The following is a 20,872-nucleotide window of genomic DNA, read 5'->3' on the forward strand; positions in this document are numbered from 1 at the left end:
GTCGAGGCGGAGGGCGGTGGCGGCGGCGGAGGGCATGCCCGATCACCGACGGATCTGCTTGAGGGCGCTGGCGATCTGATCGTCCGGCACCCGGGTGGCCTCGTAGGTGGGCTGATCCCACACATCGAAGCGCGTGATCTGGCCCACCAGCATGGCGCGGTTGCCGATGCCCGCATCCTTGCGGAGCAGCGGCGGCAGCACGATGCGGCCCTGCCGATCGATCTCGGCCTCGACCGCGCGACCGACGAAGCCGAGCTTCAGCGCCTCGGCGAGATCGCGATCCTCCATCTGCTGGATCTGCTCCGCGATGTCGCGGAATACCGGAGCCGGATAGATCTCGAGCCGGGTGTTGCCGTCGAGGGTGACGATGGTGATGTAGAGCTGCAATCCGTGGGAATCGGCCAGCTGCTGCCGATAACGCGCCGGCACGGCCAGGCGTCCTTTGTCATCGACATTGAGCGGGTGTTCCCCGGTGAACATTGCCTACGCCCCTGGAAGCCGCCAGTCCCCTGCGCTCCCCACTTAAGTGCACTTGACACCCACTTTACCCCACACCTCCCCACACCGCAATAGAAAATGCACGGCGAAACAGTCATTTGCGCAGATCCGGGCACATTCACTGCAATCGCATTAAAAACATGAGGTTGAGCGCCATACTTCATCGACAGGACGAGGCCCGGCGCCGCCGGGGGCGCGCCGTGGGGTGCCGTGGGGGAAGTGGCGGCGCGCAGCCGCTCAGGGAGCGGGACGGACGCGCAGGATGGCGCCGTCGTCGGCATCGGTGAGCAGATAGAGGAAGCCGTCGGGCCCGGTCGCGACGTCGCGGATGCGCGCGTCCAGCTCGGTGAACAGGACTTCCTGGCCGCTGACGGCGTCGCCGTCCATGATCAGGCGGCGCACGCTGCGCTCGACCAGGGTCGAGACGAAGAGGTCGCCGTTCCAGTCCGGGAAGGCCCCGCCGCGGTAGCGCGTCATGCCGCTGGGCCCGATCGACGGCGTCCATTCCACCACCGGTGCCACCATGCCGGGCCGGCGCTCGAAGGGCGACACGCGGGCACCGCTATAGTCGATACCGCCGGTCGCAACCGGCCAGCCGTAGTTCGCGCCGGGGCCGATGCGGTTGAGCTCGTCGCCACCGCGCGGCCCGTGCTCGTGGGCCCACACGCCCTCGTCGTCGCAGACGAGCCCCTGGATGTTGCGGTGCCCGATGCTGTAGGTCTCCGGCAGCGCCCCGTCCACGTTGCGGAAGGGATTGTCGGACGGCGCGGCGCCGTCGGGCGCCAGCCGCACGATGCTGCCGAGGTGGCTGGCTGCATCCTGCGCCGCCTCCCGGTAGTCGAAACCATCACCGAGACCGATCAGCACGGTGCCATCGCCGCGGTGGCACATGCGACCGCCGTAGTGCACCGGCGTGTCCTTGGTCGGGGTCGCGGCGAACACCACGGTACCGTCGACCAGTGCGCCGTCGGCGAGGCGCGCCCGCAGCACCGTGGTGGCATTGGCATCCGGCCCGCCGGCGGCATAGGACAGGTACAGCAGGCCGCTGTCGGCGAAATCGGACGCCGGCAGCACCTCGAAGAGCCCGCCCTGGCTGACCGCGTGCACCGCCGGCACGCCGGTCACCGGCGCCGACAGCGTGCCATCCTCGACCATGCGCAGCCGACCCGGCCGCTCGGTGACCAGCAGGCGACCGTCCGGCAGGAATGCCAGCGACCAGGGATGATCGAGACCGTCCGCCACGGTCTCGATGCGATAGCCGGGCGCGGCGCCGGCGGCGGCGCTGCCCGGCACCGTGACTGCCAGCACGGCGCACAGCGCCGTGCAGAGCCGCAATCGGGCGAATCGCATCATGTTCGGGCGCATTCGAGCATGCGCTGACGATAGCAGGCAGCACGCACCGGGATGCGGCATGATCGCGGACATCGCGTCTCCGCCGGTTCGTTCATGCGTTTCCTCCGCGCCGCCCTCGCCTTCCTCGGCGCCGTCATCGTGGCGGCAGCCACGGGCAGCCTGTGGCAGACCCATCGCAACATCGTCGCCATCGAGACGCTCGGCCACGAGGTCCCGGCCGGACTCGCGCTGCGCACCGCGGGACAGGATCTTGCCGGCTTCGCACCGATGTACGCCGCATTGTGCGGCACCGCCTTCCTGGTCGCCTTCCCGATCGCGGCCTGGCTCTGGCGAAGACTGGACGGCGGTCGCCTCGCCCTCTTCGCGGTTGCCGAAGCCGCCGCCGTCCTCACGATGCTGGCGGTCATGGACCTGGCGCTGCCGGTGACCGCCATAGCGGCCGCACGCACGGCACTGGGCACGGCGGGCCTGGCGCTGGCCGGTGCCGCCGCCGGCGCGGTGTTCGCCGGCGCGACGGCGCCACCACGCGCCTACTGATACCCGCGCGCCTGCAGCCGGAACAGATGCGCGTAGCGCCCGTCGGCCGCCATCAGGCCGTCGTGGGTACCGGACTCGATCACGCGCCCGCCGTCGATGACCAGAATGTGGTCGGCGATGCGCACGGTCGAGAAGCGGTGCGAGATGATGATCGTCATGCGATGCCGCGCATATTCACGGAAGCGCGCGAAGATGTCGGCTTCGGCCTGGGCGTCCATCGCGGCGGTGGGCTCATCGAGGACCAGCACGTCGGCGCCCTCGCGCATGAAGGCGCGCGCCAGAGCGATCTTCTGCCACTGCCCGCCCGACAGTTCCTGGCCGTCGCGGAACCAGCGCCCGAGTTGGGTCCGGTAGCCTGCGGGCAGCGCCTCGATGAAATGGTCGGCCTGACCGAGATTGGCCGCCTGGCGCCAGCGCGATTCGTCGCCGAAGGCCGCGACGTCACCGGCGCCGACGTTCTCGCCGACCTCGAGCTGGTAGCGCATGAAGTCCTGGAAGATGACCCCGATGCGCCCGCGCAGAGCCGTGATCGACCATTCCTCCAGCGGACTGCCGTCGAGCAGGATGCGCCCCCGGTCCGGCGGATAGAGCCGGGTGAGCAGCTTGATCAGCGTGGTCTTGCCGGAGCCGTTGGCACCCACCAGCGCCAGGCTCTGCCCGGGCCGCAGGTGGAAGCTGACATCGGAGAGCGCCGGTGCCGGCGCCCCCGGATAGCGGAAGCCCACGTGCTCGAAGCGCACGCCGTCCCCCGGCAGGGCGCCTTCCGTGCGGGTACCGGTATCGCTGGCCACCGGCTCCTCGAGATACTCGTAGAGATTGGACAGGTAGAGGTTGTCCTCGTACATGCCGCTGATGGCGGTGAGCATGGCGCTGACCGCCGACTGCCCCTGCCGGAACACCGCCACGTACATGGTCATCTGGCCGAGCGTGATCCGCCCCAGCACCGCTGCCACCACCACCCAGGCATAGGCGCCGTAGAACGCCGCCGAGCCGACCACGCCGAGCACGAAGCCCCAGCCGTCGCGACGCAGCGTCAGGGCCCGGTCCTCCTTGTACAGGCGCCGGAAGATGTCGCGGTAGCGCTCCAGCAGCAGCGGCCCGAGCCCGAAGAGCTTGACCTCCTTGACGCTGTCCTCGCGCGCCAGGACGGTCTCCAGATACATCTGCATGCGGGTCTCGGGCGAGCGCCAGCGGAACAGCCGGAAGGCGTCGCCCGAGAACTTGGCTTCGGCCACGAAGCCCGGCAGCGCGCCCGCCACCAGGATGAGCAGCGCCCACGGCGAGAACTGCACCAGGATGACCGCGAAGCTGCCCAGCGATATGCCGTTCTGCAGCAGGCCGAAGGTCTTGTTGACCAGGCCCAGCGGGCGCTGCGACGCCTCGCGCCGGGCACGGGTGAGCTTGTCGTAGAGCTCGGAGTCCTCGAACTGCGCCAGTGACAGCGTCGCCGCCTTCTCGAGGATCAGGACGTTGACGCGCTGGCCGAGCAGCGCCCGCAGCAGCGACTGGCACGCGGAGATGCCGCGCTGCGCGCCGGCGATGGCCACGATGATGCCGGCCTCCAGCGCCACCCACTCCAGCGGCTGCGCGATATCAGGCGTGGTGCCGGCCTCGCGGGCCTCGATGGCGGCCACCACCGAGTCGACGATCATCTGCCCGACCCAGGCCGCCAGCGCGGGCAGCACCCCGGCCACGACCGTCAGCACGCCGAGAACGATGGCGAGCGGCGCCGAAGTCGTCCACACCAGCGCCAGCGCGCGCCGCGTGTAGCGGAACACGCCGACGGTGCGGCGCAGCAGCCCGCGCTCGGCGGGTGTGTCGTCGCTCGGCGCGCTCATCGCGTCATCGACCGGCGCGACGACCGCGCGAACGCGTACCGCGGTGCGGCGCTAGAACTGGATACGGCCGCCTCCGCCCTGTCCGGGCATGCCGCCACCCTGGCCGCCGCCGTAGCCGCCCTGGCCGGGAGCGATGATGCCGCCGCCCTGCTGCTCGCGGCGCATCCGCTGCATCTCTTCCAGGGTCTCCTCGAGCGCCTGCTGGGCCACCGACGGGAACTTCTCGAGCGCCTCCTGCATGGTGGTCGCATCGATCTCGAAGTGCAGGGGCAGCGAGCCGGCCGGGGTCATCAGGCTGGCCTGCCCCTCGAAGACCACCGAACGGCTGTCGTCGTCCTCGCCCTCGGCCGTCACCGGCGTCAGCTTGCGCAGCGTGCCCACGCGGCGGTCGGTGATGGATTCCTCGCGGTAGAGCTGGGTGGCATCCAGCTTGATCTCCGGCAATTGCTGTTCGTTCGACATGCCGTGCTCCGAATGACTCGTATGGATGGGCCGGCGCGGCGCCGGCGGTCGCAGGCGCACGAGTATAAGGGCGCCCCGCGCGCCCGTTCAGCCGTGGCGCACTGTTCAGCTGCCGCCGAAGTGCAGCTTGGCCTCGAGGTTGGCGCGCGAGTCGGCGTTGTTGAGCGCCTCCTCCTCGCTGATCCGGCCCTCGCGGTAGAGCGTGGCCAGCGCATGGTCGAAGCTCTGCATGCCGCGGTCGCGCGATGACTCCAGGGCATCGTAGACCTCGTCGATGCGGCCGGCGGTGACGAGCTCGCTGACATAGGGCGTGTTCAGCAGCACTTCGCAGGCGGCCACGCGATGTCCGTCGACGCCCTGGATCAGGCGCTGCGAGACGATGGCGCGCAGGGTCAGGCCGAGGTCGAGATAGAGCTGCGGGCGCAGGTCCGCCGGATAGAGGTTCACGATGCGCTGCAGCGCCTGATGGGCATTGTTGGCGTGCAGGGTCGACAGGGTCAGGTGCCCGGTGTTGGCGAGGTGCAGACAGGCCTGCATGGTGGCGTGCATGCGCACCTCGCCGATGAGCACCACGTCCGGCGCCTCGCGCATGGCCGCCACCAGCGCCGATTCGTAGTCCGGCACGTCCAGCCCCACCTCGCGCTGATTGACGATGGCCCGTTGGTGCGAGTGCACGTATTCGATGGGGTCCTCGATCGTCAGGATGTGCCCCTTGGCGGTGCGGTTGCGGTGATCGACCATCGCGGCGAGCGATGTCGACTTGCCGCAGCCGGTGGCACCCACCACCAGCACGAGACCGCGCCGCTGCATGGCGAGATCGGACAGGATCGCGGGCAGGCCGAGTGCCTCGATCGACGGAATGTCCGCCCCCACGAAGCGCATCACCATCGCGATGTCGCCGCGCTGGTGGAAGATGTTGGCGCGGAAGCGCCCCAGACCGCCGGCGTGGGTGGCGAGGTCCACCGAGCGCTCGCGCTTCAGCGCGTCGCGCTGCGCGTCGCTGAGCATGGCATCGGCCATGGCCGCGATCTCCTCGGCCTTCAGCGGCTGCCGGCCGACCGCGTGCATCTCGCCCTCGATGCGCACCATGGCGGGCGACCCGGTGGTGAAGTAGATGTCCGAGGCGCGCTTCTCGGCCGCCAGCCGCAGATAGGGCTGCAGGCGCTGGAAGCCCTGCAGCGCGTCGCTGGCGCCCGCGCTCACCGCCAGCCCCCCGCTCCCTCCTCGTCATCCTCGCGCATGGTCATGCCCTGCACGCCGGGATCGTTGTGGAGATCCCGGGCGGCGCGATTCGATTCCAACTTGAAGCGCAGGCGCAGCTCGTTCTGCGAGTCGGCGTTGCGCAGCGCCTCCTCGTAGCTGATGTCGCCGTTCTCGAAGAGATCGAAGAGGTGCTGGTCGAAGGTCTGCATGCCCTGCTCGCGCGAGCGCGACATGACCTCCTTGATGCCCGAGACCTCGCCCTTGAAGATGAGATCCGACACCAGCGGCGAGTTGAGCATCACCTCGACCGCCGCCTTGCGGCCGCCGCCCTCGCGCCGCACCAGGCGCTGCGAGAGGATCGCGCGCAGGTTGAGCGACAGGTCCATCAGCACCTGCTCGCGCTTGTCCTCGGGGAAGAAGTTGATGATGCGGTCCAGCGCCTGGTTCGACGAATTGGCGTGCAGGGTCGACAGCACCAGGTGGCCGGTCTCGGCGAAGTTGATGGCGTACTCCATGGTCTCGCGGGTACGGATCTCGCCGATGAGGATCACATCCGGCGCCTGACGCAGCGTGTTCTTGAGGGCGTTGTCCCAGTTGTGCGTGTCGACGCCGACCTCGCGCTGCGTGATCAGGCAGCCGCGGTGCGGGTGCACGAACTCGATGGGATCCTCGATGGTGACGATGTGCCCGCGCGACTCGGCGTTGCGGTGCCCGAGCATGGCCGCCAGCGAGGTCGACTTGCCGGAGCCGGTCGCCCCCACCATCAGCACCATGCCGCGCTTGGACATGACGATGTCGCCGAGCGCCTTCGGCAGCTGCAGCTCGTCCAGCGTCGGGATCTCGGTGGTGATCGGGCGCAGCACCGCGCCGGCATGGTTCTGCTGCACGAAGGCATTGACGCGGAAGCGGCCGATGTCCTGCGGCGCGATCGCGAAGTTGCACTCGTTGGTGGCCTCGAATTCCTTGAGCTGCCGGTCGTTCATGATGGCCCGGACGATCAGCGCCGCGTGCTGCGAGCTGAGCGGGCGCTCCATCACCGGCGTGAGCTGCCCGTCGATCTTGAGCGCGGGCGGGAAGCCGGCGGAGAGGAAGAGGTCCGATGCCCCGCGGTCCTTGACCGTGCGCAGCAGCTGGGTGACGAGCTTGACGGCGGCGTCGCGATCCATGGCTTACCCGCTCAGGCGGCCGAGAAGTCGGCCTTGGAATTGGCGTACATGCGGGCCTCGGAACTGCTCACCTTGCCCTGACGCACGAGATCCTTGAGATTCTGGTCGAGGGTCTGCATGCCCTCGCGCCCGCCCGTCTGGATGGCGGAGTACATCTGGGCGATCTTGTTCTCGCGGATCAGGTTCCGGATGGCGGCGTTGCCGATCATGATCTCGTGCGCGGCCACGCGACCGCCGCCCAGCTTCTTGAGCAGTGACTGCGAGATCACCGCGCGCAGCGACTCCGAGAGCATGGCCCGCACCATGTCCTTCTCGGCCGCCGGGAAGACGTCGACGATGCGATCGATGGTCTTGGCCGCGGAGCTGGTATGCAGCGTGCCGAAGACGAGATGGCCGGTCTCGGCCGCGGTCAGCGCCAGCCGGATGGTCTCGAGATCGCGCAGCTCGCCGACCAGGATGACGTCGGGGTCCTCGCGCAGCGCCGAGCGCAGCGCCTGGTTGAAGCCTTCGGTATCGCGATGCACCTCGCGCTGGTTGATCAGGCAGCGGTTGGACTGGTGGACGAACTCGATGGGATCCTCGATGGTGAGGATGTGGCCGTGCTCGTTCTTGTTGATGTAGTCGATCATCGCCGCCAGCGTGGTGGACTTGCCCGAGCCGGTGGGTCCGGTGACCAGCACGATGCCGCGCGGCACGTCGACGATCTTCTTGAAGATCTCGGGGGCACCGAGATCCTCCAGCGAAAGGATCTTGGACGGAATCGTGCGGAACACCGCACCGGCACCGCGGCCCTGATTGAAGGCGTTGACGCGGAAGCGCGCCAGCCCCTGGATCTCGAAGGAGAAATCGGTCTCGAAGTGCTCGTCGTAGTCCTTGCGCTGCTTGTCGTTCATGATGTCGTAGATCATGGCGTGCACGTCCTTGTGCGACAGCGGCGGCAGGTTGATGCGCTTGACGTCACCGTCCACGCGGATCATCGGCTCGACGCCCGACGACAGGTGCAGATCCGATGCGTTCTGCTTGACCGCGAAGGTCAGCAACTGCGTGATGTCCATGTGGCGGGATGCTCCCCGTTTCCCCCTTGCGAGGGCCCAAGACTATAGATGCCGAGCGTGACTGACCATACGAACACGATGACCGAGCGCCTGACGGCACTGAACGGCCGCATCGCGGCCGCCAGCGCACGCGCCGGCCACGCGGCAGCGGTGACACTGGTCGCGGTTTCGAAGAAGCAGCCGGCCGAGGCCGTGCGCGCCGCGCGTGCCGCCGGACAGACGGTGTTCGGCGAGAACTACGCCCAGGAGGGCATCGCCAAGCGCGCAGCGCTCGCCGACGATGCGCTCACCTGGCACCACATCGGCCCCATCCAGTCCAACAAGTGCGCCGATATCGCCGAGCACTTCGACTGGGCACAGGGCGTCGACCGCGAGCGCATCGTGCGCCGCCTGGGTACGGCGCGCGGCACCGCGCGTCCGCCGCTGCAGGTCTGCGTGCAGGTCAACGCATCCGGCGAGGCAAGCAAGTCGGGCGTGGCGCCGGACGATGCCGAAGCCCTCTGCGAGGCCGTGCTCGCCCAGCCCGGGCTGACCCTGCGCGGCCTGATGTGCATTCCCGCCCGCGACGACGGCGAGCGCGCCTTCACCGCGATGCGCGCGCTGTTCGACCGACTGCGCGACCGCGGCCTGCCGCTGGACACGCTGTCGATGGGCATGAGCGACGATTTCGAGACCGCCATCGCCTGCGGCGCGACCATGGTGCGCGTCGGCAGCGCGCTGTTCGGCGCCCGGGACTGAGACGATGCCCGCGGCACGGCGAGCGAGCGCAGCGGCCGGTGCATGCGCATGTCGGGCACCGGCGGCGGCCCGGGATGCCGCGCGCAACCGGGTCGCGGGCGGCCACTGAACACGGCGCTGCAGGCTGCCATTCGCTATCCTGCCGATTGGCCCATACCCTCAGACGGCATGTCCCAGGACGACGCCAAGCGCCGCGCGGCCGAAGCCGCGCTCACCCATGTCCACGAAGGCGACGTGCTCGGCGTGGGTACCGGATCCACCGTCAACATCTTCATCGACCTGCTCGCCAGCCGCGGCCCCGGCATCAGGGCGGCGGTCTCGTCGTCGGAAGCCTCGACCGAGCGGCTGCGCAGCCACCGCATCGCGGTGACGGACCTCAATGAGGCCGGCGGTCTGGACTGCTACATCGACGGCGCCGACGAGGCCGATCCGCACCTGCGGCTGATCAAAGGCGGCGGCGGCGCGCTGACGCGCGAGAAGATCGTCGCCGAGGCCAGCCGCCGCTTCGTCTGCATCGTCGACGAGAGCAAGTGCGTGCGCGTGCTCGGCGCATTCCCGCTGCCCGTCGAGGTCATTCCCATGGCGCGCTCGATGGTCGCGCGCAAGCTGGTCGCGCTCGGCGGCCGGCCGGTACTGCGCGAGGGCGTGACCACGGACAACGGGAACGTCATCCTCGACGTCACCGGGATCGATCTGACCGATCCAGTCGCGATGGAGCGGACTCTCAACCAGATCCCGGGCATCGTCACTGTGGGCCTGTTCGCCCGACGCGCCGCCGATGTCCTGCTGGTGGGGTCGGCATCCGGGGTCGACATCCGCCGACCCGGCGACCACTGACATCCCCATTCCCCCACGCCAAGGAGCATTCGCATGCCGAACGCAATGACCAAGCTGATCACCGCCCTCGGGTTGAGCCTCGCCCTCGGCCTGACGGCCTGCGGCAACACCGACTCGACCGCGGGCGACACCAGTGAGGCCGCACCGAGCACCGCCTCGACGGCCGGCACCGCCGGCGAGCCTGCCGCTCCCGCCGCGGCAGCCGGTGACGACGACACCGCTGCATCGTCGCCCATGCCCACCGGCCGCCTGCCCGCCCCCGAGGGCGCCAGCGTCTACTTCATCAGCCCGGCCGACGGCGACACCGTCTCCGGTCCGGTGATGGTGAAGTTCGGCCTCGCCGGCATGGGGGTCGCGCCCGCCGGCATGCACAAGGAGGGCACCGGCCATCACCACCTGCTGGTCGATGTCGACGAGATCCCGACCGATCGCCCGCTGCCGTCCAACGAGCAGTTCATCCACTTCGGGGGCGGCCAGACCGAGACCGAGCTCGACCTCGAGCCGGGCGAGCACACCCTTCAGCTGGTGCTGGGCGACTGGAAGCATCAGCCGCACGATCCGGTGGTAAGCAGCGAGCGCATCACCATCACCGTCACCGAGTAGAGATCCCGGACAGCACGGGCCGCGCCGGCGCGCGCGGCCCGCATCCGGCGCTGCGGCGCGCATCCATCGACGAAGCGCCGCCGCTGGTCGCCCGGGATGCGTTCCCGTCGGCACCAGGACCGACACTGGCGCCATGCAATCCGCACCGGCCCCGGCAATCGCATCCCTGTCCCCACCGGAACTGGTGGCGGACGTTCGCGCCCGCCTCGCGGCCGGGCGCCTTCCCATGCCCACCCTGCCCGATCTGGCCATGCGCATCGACGCCATCGTCGGCTCGGAGGACGCCTGCGCGACCGACGTGGCAGCCGCCATCGCACAGGATCCGGCGATCGCGGCGCGCCTCATGCACGCCGCCAACAGCGCCTTCAGCGCCAGCCGCGTGCGCGTGCAGACCGTGCAGGCAGCCGTCACACGGCTCGGCCTCGCCTATACGCGGGCCCTGGTGCATCGCCTCGCGGTCGAGCAGATGTTTCTCGCCCGGCAGAGCTCGCTGCGCGAGTTCGCGCGCCGGCTGTGGAACCGCAGCCTGGGCGTCGCCGCGCTCAGCGAGGCCCTGGCGCGCGAGTGCACGGGTTTCCGTCCGGAGACCGCCATGCTCGGCGGCCTGCTGCACATGGTCGGTGCACTGCCCCTGATCCGGCTGCTCGACGACATGCCGGCAGCGGACCTGTCGCCGGCGGCGATCGACGAGCTGGTGACCGCCACGCACCCCGAGATCGGCCGGGCGCTGCTGGCGCGCTGGGCGTTCCCCGGAATGCTGCAGGAGATCCCGCCGATCGTGGCCGACCCGCACCGCCATCACGGCGGCGCCGCCGAGATCGCCGATGTCGTCATCGTGGCGGTACACGGCTGGTCCCTGCACGAAGGCAAGACTCCCACGGTCGCGCCGATCAGCGCGCTGGACAAGATGGGCCTCGACGCCGAAGGCCACTTCCTGGACGCGCCCCCCATCCGGCAGGCGCACGAAGGTGCCAGGGCCCGCCTGGCCGTCTGAGCGCGGCGATCAGTCCGTCGCGATCAGGCTCTTCGTCACGCGCGCGGTCGCGATGACGCGATCCCCGACGCGCGCGACGACGTCGAGAAAGCAGACGCTGCGCCCCCGCTTGACCACCGAGGCGCTCACCACCACCTCGTCACCGAGGCGGGCAGCGCTCATGACGGACACATGCAGATCATGGGTCACCGCCTCCTGCGTGTCGTCGATGACGCCGAGCAGCGCCGCGTAGGCGCAGACGTCGCATAGCGTGTACAGCACACCGCCGTGCAGCGCACCCGCGGGATTGACGGTGTAGTCGGTCACCGTGAAGTGCAGCGTCGCGCTGCCGCCATCGCTGGTGATCCGCTGCACGCCCAGATCGCGATGCAGCGGCAGCGCGCGGACGCGGTCGAGCCGTGCGTTCAAGGAGTCGCTCCCGTTTCGATGAAGAAGTAGCCGGTGATCAGCGCGCCGGTATACAGCACGCTGATGCCTGCTGCCACCAGCGCGCGCAGCGGCCAGGCGCGCCCGCGCATGAGGCGATGCCCCCACCAGGCGGCAAGACCCAGCAATGCCTCGGCCGGCAGCACGTAGAGGGCCGCACCCATGAATGCCTCGTCGACCCCGCGCATCGCCCACAACCCGAGCGGCGCCGCCAGCAGCTCGGCTGCGCCGAACACCACCAGCGCCGCGATCAGCGCGGCGAGCGGTCGCATCCCGCCGCGCGGCATGGCATCGGCACAGCGCACGATCACGAACAGCGGGATCATCCACATGCCGGCCATGTACACCGGCACCGCTCCGATGCGCGGCACGCCGTGGTCGAAGAACTGCAGACTGCCGATCTGCTCGACCAGGATCCAGTCCGGCACTACCTGCAGCAGCGACAGCGGCAGGAGGAAACCCCATAGCACCAGCCACTCGCGCTGGCGTCTCCAGGCGCTCCATCCCACCAGCGCTACGTGGTAGCCGACCACCAGGGCGGTGATGGCGATACCGTAGAAACCCGCCGGTGCGAAGCCGAGCGCCAGCACCGCCACGACCCCGAACAGCGCATGGAAGCCGAGCAGTGCCGCCATGCCGTTCACCGGTCCGCCGGCGCACGCAGCGCCGGCCATTCGAGGAAGGCATCGGCGACCGCGTCGGGTGCCTCGATCTGCGGATAGTGGCCGATGCCGTCGAGGGCCACGACATCGGGGCGCGGCACCAGCGTGCGGTAGCGCTCGACCATGTGGGCGCCCGACACCGGATCGACCAGACCATTGATCAGCCGCAGCGGCACCGGACTGCGCACCAGTGCGTCCACCCAGCGCGCCCGCCACTGGCGGCGCTCGGCCATGTAGTGGATCAGCCGCGCCATCGCGACGGTGCCGCGATCGCGCGCGAGCAGCGCCCAGAAATCGGCCAGCTCGGCGTCGGAGGGCTGGGTGTCGGTGCCGAAGATGGCGCGGAAGCTGCGCTCGAAACTGCTCCGGCGCATGGCACGCGCGAGCAGCGGCCCCAGCGGCGAGGCCAGCATCCGCTGCACCGGTCGTGGCCGATGAGTCTCGGGGAAGAGGCCGCCGTTGAGCAGCGCCACGGCCTGCGGCCGTACGCGCGCGCTGCCGTCGAGGGTCCGCGCCAGCCACTCCTGTGCCACCGTGTCGCCGTAGTCGTGCGCCAGCAGGACGGCCTCCGAGATGCCGAGATGCGCCGCCAGCTGCTCGTGCAGGTCGCACTGCTCGGCAATGCGATAGCGATGACCGCGCGGTTTCGCCGAGTAGCCGAAGCCGAGCATGTCGGGTGCCACGACGATGTCGAAGGCGGCGCAGAGACGATCCCAGACGCGATGCCAGTCCCACGACGCCGTGGGAAAGCCGTGGATGCACACCAGCGCGCGCGGCGTCGCCACTTCGCGCCGGGCGTGACGGTAGAACACCCGGTGGCCACCGAAATCGAAGTTGTCGCCGCCGGCACGCCATGCCGCCAGGCCGCTCATCGGGGTCTCCTCGCAATACGGCGCATGCACGCGCGCCTGTTCCCGCAATGTACGCAAGCGGGCGCCGCCCTGCATCGCCGTGCGGGGGTGCGTCCCGCTGCTGTCTCTGCCTACCAGAGCAGCGTGGCCACTCCGAGGAGGGCGAACAGCGCGGCGCTGGCCGCCCGGACCACGGCGAACGGAATCCGCGGCGCATAGCGGTCGCCGAGCCAGACGACCGGCACGTTGGCGATCAGCATGCCCAGCGTGCTGCCTGCGACAACGGCGACCGCCGCGGTATCGAAGCGCGCCGCCAGCCCGGCGGTGGCGATCTGGGTCTTGTCCCCCATCTCGGCAATGAAGAACAGGATGAGCGTGGCCGCGAAGGCGCCGCGCTGGCTGGCGCGCGGCATCTCGTCATCGTCGAGCCGGTCGGGCACCAGCATCCACGCCGCCATGGCGATGAAGGACAGGCCCACGACCCACTGCAGGACGCCCTCCGGCAGCTCGTGCGCGATGAACAGGCCCGCCGCACCGGCCAGGGCGTGATTGGCGACGGTCGCCACCAGGATGCCGGCGCAGATCGCCGGTGCTCGGCGATAGCGCGCGGCCAGCGCCAGCGCCAGCAACTGGGTCTTGTCGCCGATCTCGGCGATCGCCACCAGCGCGGTGGAAACGGCGAATGCGTCCATGGCGGCACCCCTCGGGCCGCATGCGCGGCTCGCGCGCGTCGATACCGCGGACGAGCCGGGCGGGCCGGACCGCGTACCAGGCCCGGCCCGCCGAAGTCGCGACTAGCTGCGCTTGTCGATGGGCAGGAAGGTCTGGTCCTCGGGGCCGGTGTAGTTGGCCGAGGGACGGATGATCTTGCCGTCGAGGCGCTGCTCGATGATGTGGGCGCTCCAGCCGGCGGTGCGCGCGATGACGAACAGCGGCGTGAACATGGCGGTGGGCACCCCCATCATGTAGTAGCTCACGGCGCTGAACCAGTCGAGGTTCGGGAACATCTTCTTGACTTCCCACATCACCGACTCGAGGCGCTCGGCAATGCTGAACATCTTCATGTTGCCCTGCTCCTCGGAGAGCTTGCGCGCGACTTCCTTGATCACCTTGTTGCGGGGATCGGAGACGGTGTAGACCGGGTGCCCGAAGCCGATGACGACTTCCTTGTTCTCGACCCGCTTGCGGATGTCGGCCTCGGCTTCGTCCGGTCCGTCGTAGCGCTGCTGGATGTCGAAGGCGACCTCGTTGGCGCCGCCGTGCTTGGGTCCACGCAGCGCCGCGATGCCGCCGCAGATGGCGCCGTACATGTCGGCGCCGGTGCCGGTGATGACGCGCGAGGTGAAGGTCGACGCGTTGAACTCGTGCTCGGCGTAGAGGATGAGGCTGGTGTGCATGGCGCGCTCCCAGCTCTCGCTCGGCGGCTCGCCGTGCAGCAGGTGCAGGAAGTGGCCACCGATGGAGTCGTCATCGGTCTCGGTATCGATGCGCTTGCTGTTGTGGCTGAAGTGATACCAGTACAGCAGCATCGAGCCGAGGCTGGCGAGCAGGCGATCGGCGAGATCGCGTGCGCCGGCGGTATTGTGGTCGTCCTTCTCGGGCAGCGCGCAGCCCAGCGCCGAGACACCGGTGCGCATGACGTCCATGGGATGCGACGACGCCGGCAGCGCCTCGAGCGCATCGGTGACCGCCACCGGCAGGCCACGCAGACGCTTCAGCTTGGCCTTGTAGGCCGCGAGCTCGGCGCGGGTCGGCAGCTTGGTATGCACCAGCAGGTAGGCGATCTCCTCGAAGTCGCAGGTCTCGGCGAGATCGAGGATGTCGTAGCCGCGATAGTGCAGGTCGTTGCCACTGCGACCGACCGTGCACAGCGCGGTGTTGCCGGCGGCCACGCCCGACAGGGCGACCGACTTCTTGGGCTTGAAGCCGCTCTTGTTGGTGGCGTCGTCACTCATGCGTTTGTCTCCCTGGATGCGATTTCGGGAAAGGGGTTGCGGACAGCGGCCGGCGGCTCACTGCTTCTTGGAGAACAGAGCGTCGAGCTTCTGCTCGTAGTCGTGATAGCCGATGGCCTCGTAGAGCTCGGAGCGAGTTTGCATGGTATCGACCACGTTCTTCTGCGTGCCGTCGCGGCGCACCGCCTCGTAGACCGCCTGCGCGGCCTTGTTCATGGCACGGAACGCGGACAGCGGGTAGAGCACCAGGCTGACGTCGGCGCCGGCGAGCTCGTCGACGGTGAACAGCGGCGTGCTGCCGAACTCGGTGATGTTGGCCAGCACCGGCACGCCGACCGCGCCGGCGAAGCGCTTGTACATGTCCAGTTCGGTCATCGCCTCGGGGAAGATCATGTCCGCGCCGGCCTCGGCGCAGGCCGCCGCGCGATCGATGGCGGCGTCCAGCCCCTCGACGGCGAGCGCGTCGGTGCGCGCCATGATCACGAAGTCGGGATCGGTGCGCGCGTCGACGGCGGCCTTGACGCGATCCACCATCTCCTGCTTGGAGACGATCTCCTTGTTCGGCCGGTGTCCGCAGCGCTTGGCGCCGACCTGATCCTCGATGTGCATGGCGGCGGCGCCGGCCTTGATCATCGACCTGGTGGTGCGGGCGACGTTGAAGAAGCTCGACCCGAAGCCGGTGTCGACGTCCACCAGCAGGGGCGTGTCGCAGACATCGGTGATGCGGCGGACGTCGACCAGCACATCCTCCAGCCCCGAGATGCCGAGGTCCGGGAGGCCCAGACTGCCGGCGGCGACACCGCCGCCGGAGAGGTAGATCGCGCGGAAGCCCGCGCGCTGGGCGAGCAGGGCGTGGTTGGCGTTGATCGCGCCGATGACCTGCAGCGGCGTCTCTTCGGCAAGTGCCGCGCGGAAGCGTGCGCCCGCGGAATCGCTCATGGTTCTTTCCTGTGCGTGTCCGGCGCGTGCCGCGCTGCGGCCGCCTGGACGGTGTGTGGAGCCGACGGAAGTTTAAAACAAAGCGTAACGACGAACCGGGCGCTCCCAACCGCCCGGTCGGGTAGTCTGACCGCGCTGTCGATCCGCTAGCATCCGGGATCGCCATTCCCACTAGAACGAAGGAGACATTCCATGGCGCTGCATCCCGAAGTCCGGCAGCTGCTCGATCAGCTGGCCGCCGCGCAAGCACCTGCCTTCAGCGACCTGCCACCGGATCAGGGGCGCGCGGCCTTCGCGCAGCTGATGGGGCTCATCCCGCCGACCGACGCAGCCATCGGGGGCACCCGCGAGCTCGCCATACCGACCGATGAGGGCACCATCGGCGCCCGGCTCTATCTGCCGGCCGATGCCGCGGCGCCGCCACCGGTGCTGGTCTTCTTCCACGGCGGCGGCTTCGTGATCGGCGATGTGTCCACCTACGACCACCTCTGCCGGGCGCTGTGCGCCGGCGCGCAATGCGCGGTGGTCTCGGTGGACTACCGGCTGGCGCCCGAGCATCCCTTCCCAGCGGCCCCGGACGATGCGCTCGCGGCAGTGCGCTGGGTGGCGCGCAACGCCACCGATCTCGGTATCGATGCCGGGCGCATGGCGGTGGGCGGCGACAGCGCCGGCGGCAACCTGGCGGCCGGTACCGCCATCCGTCTGCGCGACGAGGGCGGCCCCGCGCTGCGCGCGCAGCTGCTGATCTATCCGGTGACCGATGCCGGGGACGAGACCCAGTCGATGATCGACAACGCCGAGGGCTACCTGCTCACGCGCGTCGACATGGAATGGTTCCTCGGCCACTACGTGCCGGAGGGCACCGATCTGGCCGATCCGCGGCTGTCGCCGCGACGGGCCGAGCGCCATGACGGCCTGCCGCCCGCGCGCGTCATCACGGCGGCCTTCGACCCGCTGTGCGATGACGGTCGCGCCTACGCCGACAAGCTGGAGAAAGCCGGCGTACCGGTGACGCGCAGCCACCACGACGACACCATCCACGGCTTCATCAGCTTCTACACGCTGTTCTCCGGCGCGCGCCGGGAAGTGGACGAGAGCTGCGCCTGGCTGCACGAGCAGCTGGCCGGCTGATACCCACGAAAAAGGGGGCCACCGGCATGCCGGTGGCCCCCGTGGGTCCTGCTGCTACAGCGCGGACCTGCTACTGCGAGACCACGATGCGCGGCCCTTCGACGGGTAGCGCGATCCCCTCGGCCGGCAGACCGCTGGAGGCGCCGGTGGCGTCCACCTGCTCCACCGTGAAGCGGGCATCGACGATCACGTTGTCGTCGACCACGCCGCGCGGCGCACTGCCGTCACAGCCGGCGAGACCGATGCCGCCGATCACCAGCAACGCCGCCAGGGCGCCGCGGCGACGCGGCGCACCGATCATGCCGATGGCGAGCAGCGGGAGCCCGGTGCCGCCGGCCAGCATGGCCAGCGCGGCACCGCCGCCGAGCGACGACGACGTGGTGCCGATGTCGACCGTGAGCAGGTAGTTCTCGGTCTGGCCCGGCGCGATCAGGCGATCGCTGGCGAAGTCGACGCTGAAGCTGCCCGCGGCGGCATCGAGGGAGATGCTCGCCTGGGCCGAGGACAGCGCCGACTCGCCCGAATCGACCATGCCGTTGCCGTTGGCGTCGATGTAGAGCTGCGGATTGACCAGCGTCCCGGCGATGTCACCCATGCCGTCGAGCGAACCGCTGAAGCCGCCGACGGCGATGTTCTCGATCGCCGAGGCATCGTTGGCAACGCTGAAGGCTACTGCCTGCACGTCGGTATCGCCGGGAACCGCGTCGACCGTCTCGGCACTGTTGTTGCCGACCATGGCCTCGGTGCCGTCGACCAGCTCGTAGGCACCGATATCGCAGTCCGGGGACTTGCGGGTGACGCCGCGCTGGTCGATGCCGCCGACCTCGGCGCCCTGGCAGGTGGCGTCGTCGCCGGCGCCGGCGGCCGGGCTGCCCGCCATCAGCGCATGCGTCTGGGTCGGACCGCCGTTGGCCGCCAGATCGCTGATCCCGGCGTCGCTTCCGGTGACGTTGTTGCCGCCGTCGATGGTGGCACCACCGGCATCGGCGATCAGCGTGTAGTCGGCGGCGATGGCGCCGCTGACATCATTGCCGCCGCCGCTCGCCGTGTTGCCGGCAAGCAGCGCGTTGACCGCGGTCACCACGCCGGTATCGGCATTCAGCACGCCACCGCCCATGCCGGTGGTGGCGGCGTTGTCGGCCACCGTCACGTTGAGCAGCGCGAGATCGCCGAGCGGCTGGTTGAACAGTCCGCCGCCGCCGTTTCCGGTAGCGGAATTGCCCGAGATGGTGCTGTTGACCACCACCATGCTCGCCTCGGCGAAGTTCCACAGGCCGCCGCCCTCATTGGCCGCCGAGTTGCCGCTCGCGGTGACGCGATCGACCAGGATCTCGGCATTGGCGCCGGTGACGTGGAAGGCGCCGCCGTTGCCCGGGCTGGGGCCCGTGCTGTTGCCGCTGAAGGTCACCGAGGTGAGCGTGATGACACTGCTGCCGGCGCTGTTGTTGTCCTCGATGCCGCCGCCGGCGCGCATGGAGGTGTTGTCGCTGATGCTGCCGCCGGTCACCGAGAGCTCGGCGCCGGTGTTGAGGATGCCGCCGCCGCTGCCGGCGGCGCCGGTGGCGTCGTTGCCGGTGACGGTGGTGTCGGTCAGCGTCAGCGTGCCGGCCAGGTTGAACAGGCCGCCGCCGCCCTGATCGGCATCGGCGCCCGCCGCGCTGTTGTCGGCGATGGTGCTGTCGGCCACCGTCATCGTGCCGGCACCGTTCCACAGACCGCCGCCCTCGGCGGTGGCGCTGTTGTTCGACACCGTGACGTCCGAGATGTCGGCATCGCCGGCACCGGTGATGTGCATGCCGCCGCCGTTGCCCGGCGCCGGACCGGTGCTGTTGCCGCTGAGCATCAGGCCGTCGGAGAGCGTGGTGGTGGTGTTGGCGGTGGCCTCGATGCCGCCGCCGGCCCGGCTCGAATCATTGTTCGAGATGGTGCCGCCGCTGACGATCAGCACGCCGCGGTCGGGCATGGCCGAGTCGGGTCCGAGGTTGAGGATGCCGCCGCCGCTGCCCGAGGCGCCCGCGGCGCTGTTGCCGGAGACGGTGACGTCGGTCAGCTCCATGCGGCCGGTGTTGTTGAACAGGCCGCCCCCGCCGTTGTCGGCATCGGCACCGTTGGCGACGTTGTCGGTGATGGTGGTGCCGCTCACCGTCATCAGGCCGGTGTTGTTCCACAGGCCGCCGCCTTCGCTGGCCGCGGTGTTGCCGTCGACAGTGCCGCCCGAGACCGAGGCGCTGGCGCCGCCCGAGAGATGCATGCCGCCGCCGTTGCCGGGGTTGGCGCCGGTGGTGTTGTCGGACAGCGTCACATCGGTGAGCGCGGTGTCGGTGAAGTCGGTTGCCTCGATGCCGCCGCCGGCGCGGTTCGAGGTGTTGCCGGAGATCGCGCCGCCGGTGACCGACAGCGTGCCGGTGCGCGTCTCGGATCCCTTGTTGAGGATGCCGCCACCGCTGCCGGAGGTGCCATCGGCGGTGTTGCCGCTGATGGTGGCACCGTCGACCTGCAGCGTGCCCTCGTTGTTGAAGATGCCGCCGCCGCCGTTGGCGGGCCCATCGCCGCTGGCGGTGTTGCCGGTGACCGTGGTGCTGTCGACGACCATCGTGCCGAAGCCGTTCCACAGGCCGCCGCCCTCGTTGGCCGCGCTGTTGCCGGTCACGCTGCCGCCGGTGATGGTGGCGTCACCGGCACCGGTGATGTGCAGGCCGCCGCCGTTGCCGGGGGACGGGCCGGTGCTGTTGCCGTCGAGCGTGACGCCGTCGAGCGTGGTGGTCGATCCGGCACGCGCCTCGATGGCGCCACCGGCGCGCTGTGCGCTGTTGTTGTTGAACAGCGTTCCGGAGACGCTGAGCGTCGCGTTGTCGGCGTTGAAGATGGCGCCGCCGCTGCCCGATCCGGTGGGCGCGGAATTGTCGCTGATGTCGCCGCCGGTGATGGTCAGCATGCCGGCATTGAAGATGGCGCCACCGCCCTGGTCGGCGTTGCCGCCATTGGCAACGCTGCCGTTGATGCCGACGCCGTCCAGTGCCACTTCGCTGCCCGCCGCGATGATCATCGCGCCGCCGCTGGTGGTGCTGAAGCCGCTGGTGATCGAGAGATCGGCGATGCTGACCGCCTGCATGCCGCCAGCGCCACCGGCCGCATCGATCGCGAACGCCTGGACGCCGTTGGCGTCGATGGTCACGGTCACGGGCGGCACGGTGCCGCTGCCGTCGATGCTGACATCGTCGCCGATCTGCAGCGGACCGAGTGCGGGATTCAGGACGATGGTCGGATCGACGGAGAACAGCCCGGTATCGAAGACGATGCTGTCGCCGTCTGCGGAACCCGCCGGGGCGTCACCCACGGCGGCGTCGGTGCGCGCGGCGTCGATCGCCTCGCGAAGGCTGATGTCGCCGTCGTTGACGGTGTTGTCGTCCAGCGTGGTGACGGTGTATTCGGTCGCCAGCGCGTTGCCGGCGAACAGCATGGTGGCGGCTGCTCCGCCGCGCAGCAGCGCGCGGCCCGCCTTGATCGTTGTTGACTCGCGTTTCATCCGGATGCTCCTTGGTTGCCCGTATGCGGAGTGACGAAGAAGGCACGGATGTCGGTGTTGACCCCCGAATTCGCTACCCCTTCACCCCTTCGCTACGA

General features: G+C 69.6%; 20 protein-coding genes. 6 read left to right on the forward strand and 14 right to left on the reverse strand.

Features of this window, described 5'->3' with window-relative positions; all coding sequences use genetic code 11:
- Positions 1 to 42 precede the first annotated feature (42 nt).
- Together KAH28_RS01445 and KAH28_RS01450 are read right to left on the reverse strand one after the other, a co-directional pair.
- Positions 43 to 480, reverse strand: coding sequence for a division/cell wall cluster transcriptional repressor MraZ (locus KAH28_RS01445; RefSeq protein WP_290574022.1), 438 nt, complete (start codon positions 478 to 480; stop codon positions 43 to 45).
- Between the two features lie 255 nt (positions 481 to 735).
- Complete coding sequence (locus KAH28_RS01450) at positions 736 to 1,851, reverse strand: PQQ-dependent sugar dehydrogenase (protein WP_290574023.1); 1,116 nt, start codon at positions 1,849 to 1,851, stop codon at positions 736 to 738.
- A 93-nt stretch (positions 1,852 to 1,944) separates the two neighbouring features.
- Here KAH28_RS01450 and KAH28_RS01455 point away from each other — a divergent pair, with 93 nt between their 5' ends.
- Positions 1,945 to 2,388 carry a hypothetical protein gene (locus tag KAH28_RS01455; RefSeq protein ID WP_290574024.1) on the forward strand — a complete coding sequence of 148 codons (444 nt, stop codon included), beginning with the start codon at positions 1,945 to 1,947 and terminating at the stop codon, positions 2,386 to 2,388.
- On the opposite strand, the gene KAH28_RS01460 is transcribed toward KAH28_RS01455, so the two are convergent.
- The 5 genes from KAH28_RS01460 to KAH28_RS01480 all read right to left on the reverse strand — a co-directional run bounded on the left by KAH28_RS01460 (position 2,382) and on the right by KAH28_RS01480 (position 8,112).
- Complete coding sequence (locus tag KAH28_RS01460) at positions 2,382 to 4,226, reverse strand: ABC transporter ATP-binding protein (protein WP_290574025.1); 1,845 nt, start codon at positions 4,224 to 4,226, stop codon at positions 2,382 to 2,384. The genes KAH28_RS01455 and KAH28_RS01460 overlap by 7 nt on opposite strands.
- Positions 4,227 to 4,277: 51 nt before the next feature.
- Positions 4,278 to 4,688, reverse strand: coding sequence for a hypothetical protein (locus tag KAH28_RS01465; protein ID WP_290574026.1), 411 nt, complete (start codon positions 4,686 to 4,688; stop codon positions 4,278 to 4,280).
- Positions 4,689 to 4,793: 105 nt separating this feature from the next.
- Positions 4,794 to 5,891 (reverse strand): PilT/PilU family type 4a pilus ATPase, encoded by a 1,098-nt coding sequence (locus KAH28_RS01470; RefSeq protein ID WP_290574027.1) that lies wholly within the window; start codon positions 5,889 to 5,891, stop codon positions 4,794 to 4,796.
- A complete protein-coding gene (locus KAH28_RS01475) occupies positions 5,888 to 7,057 on the reverse strand; it encodes a PilT/PilU family type 4a pilus ATPase (protein ID WP_290574028.1) in 1,170 nt (389 codons plus the stop codon). The genes KAH28_RS01470 and KAH28_RS01475 overlap by 4 nt, the downstream gene beginning before the upstream one ends.
- Before the next feature lie 11 nt (positions 7,058 to 7,068).
- Positions 7,069 to 8,112, reverse strand: a complete 1,044-nt coding sequence (locus KAH28_RS01480; RefSeq protein WP_290574029.1) for a type IV pilus twitching motility protein PilT — start codon at positions 8,110 to 8,112, stop codon at positions 7,069 to 7,071.
- Between the two features lie 78 nt (positions 8,113 to 8,190).
- Here KAH28_RS01480 and KAH28_RS01485 point away from each other — a divergent pair, with 78 nt between their 5' ends.
- The 4 genes from KAH28_RS01485 (at position 8,191) to KAH28_RS01500 (ending at position 11,284) form a co-directional block, all read left to right on the forward strand.
- The gene (locus tag KAH28_RS01485) at positions 8,191 to 8,850 is read left to right on the forward strand and encodes a YggS family pyridoxal phosphate-dependent enzyme (protein WP_366918106.1); all 660 of its coding nucleotides are present in this window, start codon (positions 8,191 to 8,193) and stop codon (positions 8,848 to 8,850) included.
- A 168-nt stretch (positions 8,851 to 9,018) separates the two neighbouring features.
- Positions 9,019 to 9,687, forward strand: coding sequence for a ribose-5-phosphate isomerase RpiA (rpiA, locus tag KAH28_RS01490; RefSeq protein WP_290574031.1), 669 nt, complete (start codon positions 9,019 to 9,021; stop codon positions 9,685 to 9,687).
- Between the two features lie 234 nt (positions 9,688 to 9,921).
- Entirely contained in the window at positions 9,922 to 10,290 is a 369-nt protein-coding gene (locus KAH28_RS17420) for a DUF4399 domain-containing protein (protein ID WP_366918107.1), read from the forward strand.
- A gap of 226 nt (positions 10,291 to 10,516) precedes the next feature.
- The gene (locus KAH28_RS01500) at positions 10,517 to 11,284 is read left to right on the forward strand and encodes an HDOD domain-containing protein (protein WP_290574033.1); all 768 of its coding nucleotides are present in this window, start codon (positions 10,517 to 10,519) and stop codon (positions 11,282 to 11,284) included.
- A gap of 9 nt (positions 11,285 to 11,293) precedes the next feature.
- On the opposite strand, the gene KAH28_RS01505 is transcribed toward KAH28_RS01500, so the two are convergent.
- The 6 genes from KAH28_RS01505 to prpB form a co-directional block, all read right to left on the reverse strand.
- On the reverse strand, positions 11,294 to 11,692 hold the full coding sequence (locus KAH28_RS01505; protein WP_290574034.1) for a PaaI family thioesterase: 399 nt from the start codon (positions 11,690 to 11,692) through the stop codon (positions 11,294 to 11,296).
- The gene (locus tag KAH28_RS01510; RefSeq protein ID WP_290574035.1) at positions 11,689 to 12,345 is read right to left on the reverse strand and encodes a hypothetical protein; all 657 of its coding nucleotides are present in this window, start codon (positions 12,343 to 12,345) and stop codon (positions 11,689 to 11,691) included. The genes KAH28_RS01505 and KAH28_RS01510 overlap by 4 nt, the downstream gene beginning before the upstream one ends.
- A 5-nt stretch (positions 12,346 to 12,350) precedes the next feature.
- On the reverse strand, positions 12,351 to 13,244 hold the full coding sequence (locus KAH28_RS01515) for an alpha/beta hydrolase (RefSeq protein ID WP_290574036.1): 894 nt from the start codon (positions 13,242 to 13,244) through the stop codon (positions 12,351 to 12,353).
- A gap of 110 nt (positions 13,245 to 13,354) precedes the next feature.
- Complete coding sequence (locus KAH28_RS01520) at positions 13,355 to 13,915, reverse strand: TMEM165/GDT1 family protein (protein WP_290574037.1); 561 nt, start codon at positions 13,913 to 13,915, stop codon at positions 13,355 to 13,357.
- 102 nt (positions 13,916 to 14,017) lie between these two features.
- Positions 14,018 to 15,178 carry a 2-methylcitrate synthase gene (gene prpC, locus KAH28_RS01525; protein WP_290574038.1) on the reverse strand — a complete coding sequence of 387 codons (1,161 nt, stop codon included), beginning with the start codon at positions 15,176 to 15,178 and terminating at the stop codon, positions 14,018 to 14,020.
- A 57-nt stretch (positions 15,179 to 15,235) separates the two neighbouring features.
- A complete protein-coding gene (gene prpB, locus KAH28_RS01530; protein WP_290574039.1) occupies positions 15,236 to 16,117 on the reverse strand; it encodes a methylisocitrate lyase in 882 nt (293 codons plus the stop codon).
- 192 nt (positions 16,118 to 16,309) lie between these two features.
- On the opposite strand from prpB, the gene KAH28_RS01535 reads away from it, so the two are divergent.
- The gene (locus KAH28_RS01535; RefSeq protein WP_290574040.1) at positions 16,310 to 17,248 is read left to right on the forward strand and encodes an alpha/beta hydrolase; all 939 of its coding nucleotides are present in this window, start codon (positions 16,310 to 16,312) and stop codon (positions 17,246 to 17,248) included.
- A gap of 70 nt (positions 17,249 to 17,318) precedes the next feature.
- Here the strand turns inward: KAH28_RS01535 and KAH28_RS01540 are convergent, their stop codons facing one another.
- The gene (locus KAH28_RS01540; RefSeq protein ID WP_290574041.1) at positions 17,319 to 20,774 is read right to left on the reverse strand and encodes a choice-of-anchor Q domain-containing protein; all 3,456 of its coding nucleotides are present in this window, start codon (positions 20,772 to 20,774) and stop codon (positions 17,319 to 17,321) included.
- Between the last annotated feature and the right edge of the window lie 98 nt (positions 20,775 to 20,872).

Source organism: Algiphilus sp., assembly GCF_023145115.1.
Lineage (GTDB): Bacteria > Pseudomonadota > Gammaproteobacteria > Nevskiales > Nevskiaceae > Algiphilus.

What these genes read in the sequence shown, in the direction of transcription:
- KAH28_RS01445 (WP_290574022.1), bottom strand. Translation starts at nt 480, where the DNA reads ATGTTCACCGGGGAACACCCGCTCAATGTCGATGACAAAGGACGCCTG.
- KAH28_RS01450 (WP_290574023.1), bottom strand. Translation starts at nt 1,851, where the DNA reads ATGATGCGATTCGCCCGATTGCGGCTCTGCACGGCGCTGTGCGCCGTG.
- KAH28_RS01455 (WP_290574024.1), top strand. Translation starts at nt 1,945, where the DNA reads ATGCGTTTCCTCCGCGCCGCCCTCGCCTTCCTCGGCGCCGTCATCGTG.
- KAH28_RS01460 (WP_290574025.1), bottom strand. Translation starts at nt 4,226, where the DNA reads ATGAGCGCGCCGAGCGACGACACACCCGCCGAGCGCGGGCTGCTGCGC.
- KAH28_RS01465 (WP_290574026.1), bottom strand. Translation starts at nt 4,688, where the DNA reads ATGTCGAACGAACAGCAATTGCCGGAGATCAAGCTGGATGCCACCCAG.
- KAH28_RS01475 (WP_290574028.1), bottom strand. Translation starts at nt 7,057, where the DNA reads ATGGATCGCGACGCCGCCGTCAAGCTCGTCACCCAGCTGCTGCGCACG.
- KAH28_RS01480 (WP_290574029.1), bottom strand. Translation starts at nt 8,112, where the DNA reads ATGGACATCACGCAGTTGCTGACCTTCGCGGTCAAGCAGAACGCATCG.
- KAH28_RS01485 (WP_366918106.1), top strand. Translation starts at nt 8,191, where the DNA reads ATGACCGAGCGCCTGACGGCACTGAACGGCCGCATCGCGGCCGCCAGC.
- rpiA (WP_290574031.1), top strand. Translation starts at nt 9,019, where the DNA reads ATGTCCCAGGACGACGCCAAGCGCCGCGCGGCCGAAGCCGCGCTCACC.
- KAH28_RS17420 (WP_366918107.1), top strand. Translation starts at nt 9,922, where the DNA reads ATGCCCACCGGCCGCCTGCCCGCCCCCGAGGGCGCCAGCGTCTACTTC.
- KAH28_RS01500 (WP_290574033.1), top strand. Translation starts at nt 10,517, where the DNA reads ATGCCCACCCTGCCCGATCTGGCCATGCGCATCGACGCCATCGTCGGC.
- KAH28_RS01510 (WP_290574035.1), bottom strand. Translation starts at nt 12,345, where the DNA reads ATGGCGGCACTGCTCGGCTTCCATGCGCTGTTCGGGGTCGTGGCGGTG.
- KAH28_RS01515 (WP_290574036.1), bottom strand. Translation starts at nt 13,244, where the DNA reads ATGAGCGGCCTGGCGGCATGGCGTGCCGGCGGCGACAACTTCGATTTC.
- KAH28_RS01520 (WP_290574037.1), bottom strand. Translation starts at nt 13,915, where the DNA reads ATGGACGCATTCGCCGTTTCCACCGCGCTGGTGGCGATCGCCGAGATC.
- prpC (WP_290574038.1), bottom strand. Translation starts at nt 15,178, where the DNA reads ATGAGTGACGACGCCACCAACAAGAGCGGCTTCAAGCCCAAGAAGTCG.
- prpB (WP_290574039.1), bottom strand. Translation starts at nt 16,117, where the DNA reads ATGAGCGATTCCGCGGGCGCACGCTTCCGCGCGGCACTTGCCGAAGAG.
- KAH28_RS01535 (WP_290574040.1), top strand. Translation starts at nt 16,310, where the DNA reads ATGGCGCTGCATCCCGAAGTCCGGCAGCTGCTCGATCAGCTGGCCGCC.
- KAH28_RS01540 (WP_290574041.1), bottom strand. Translation starts at nt 20,774, where the DNA reads ATGAAACGCGAGTCAACAACGATCAAGGCGGGCCGCGCGCTGCTGCGC.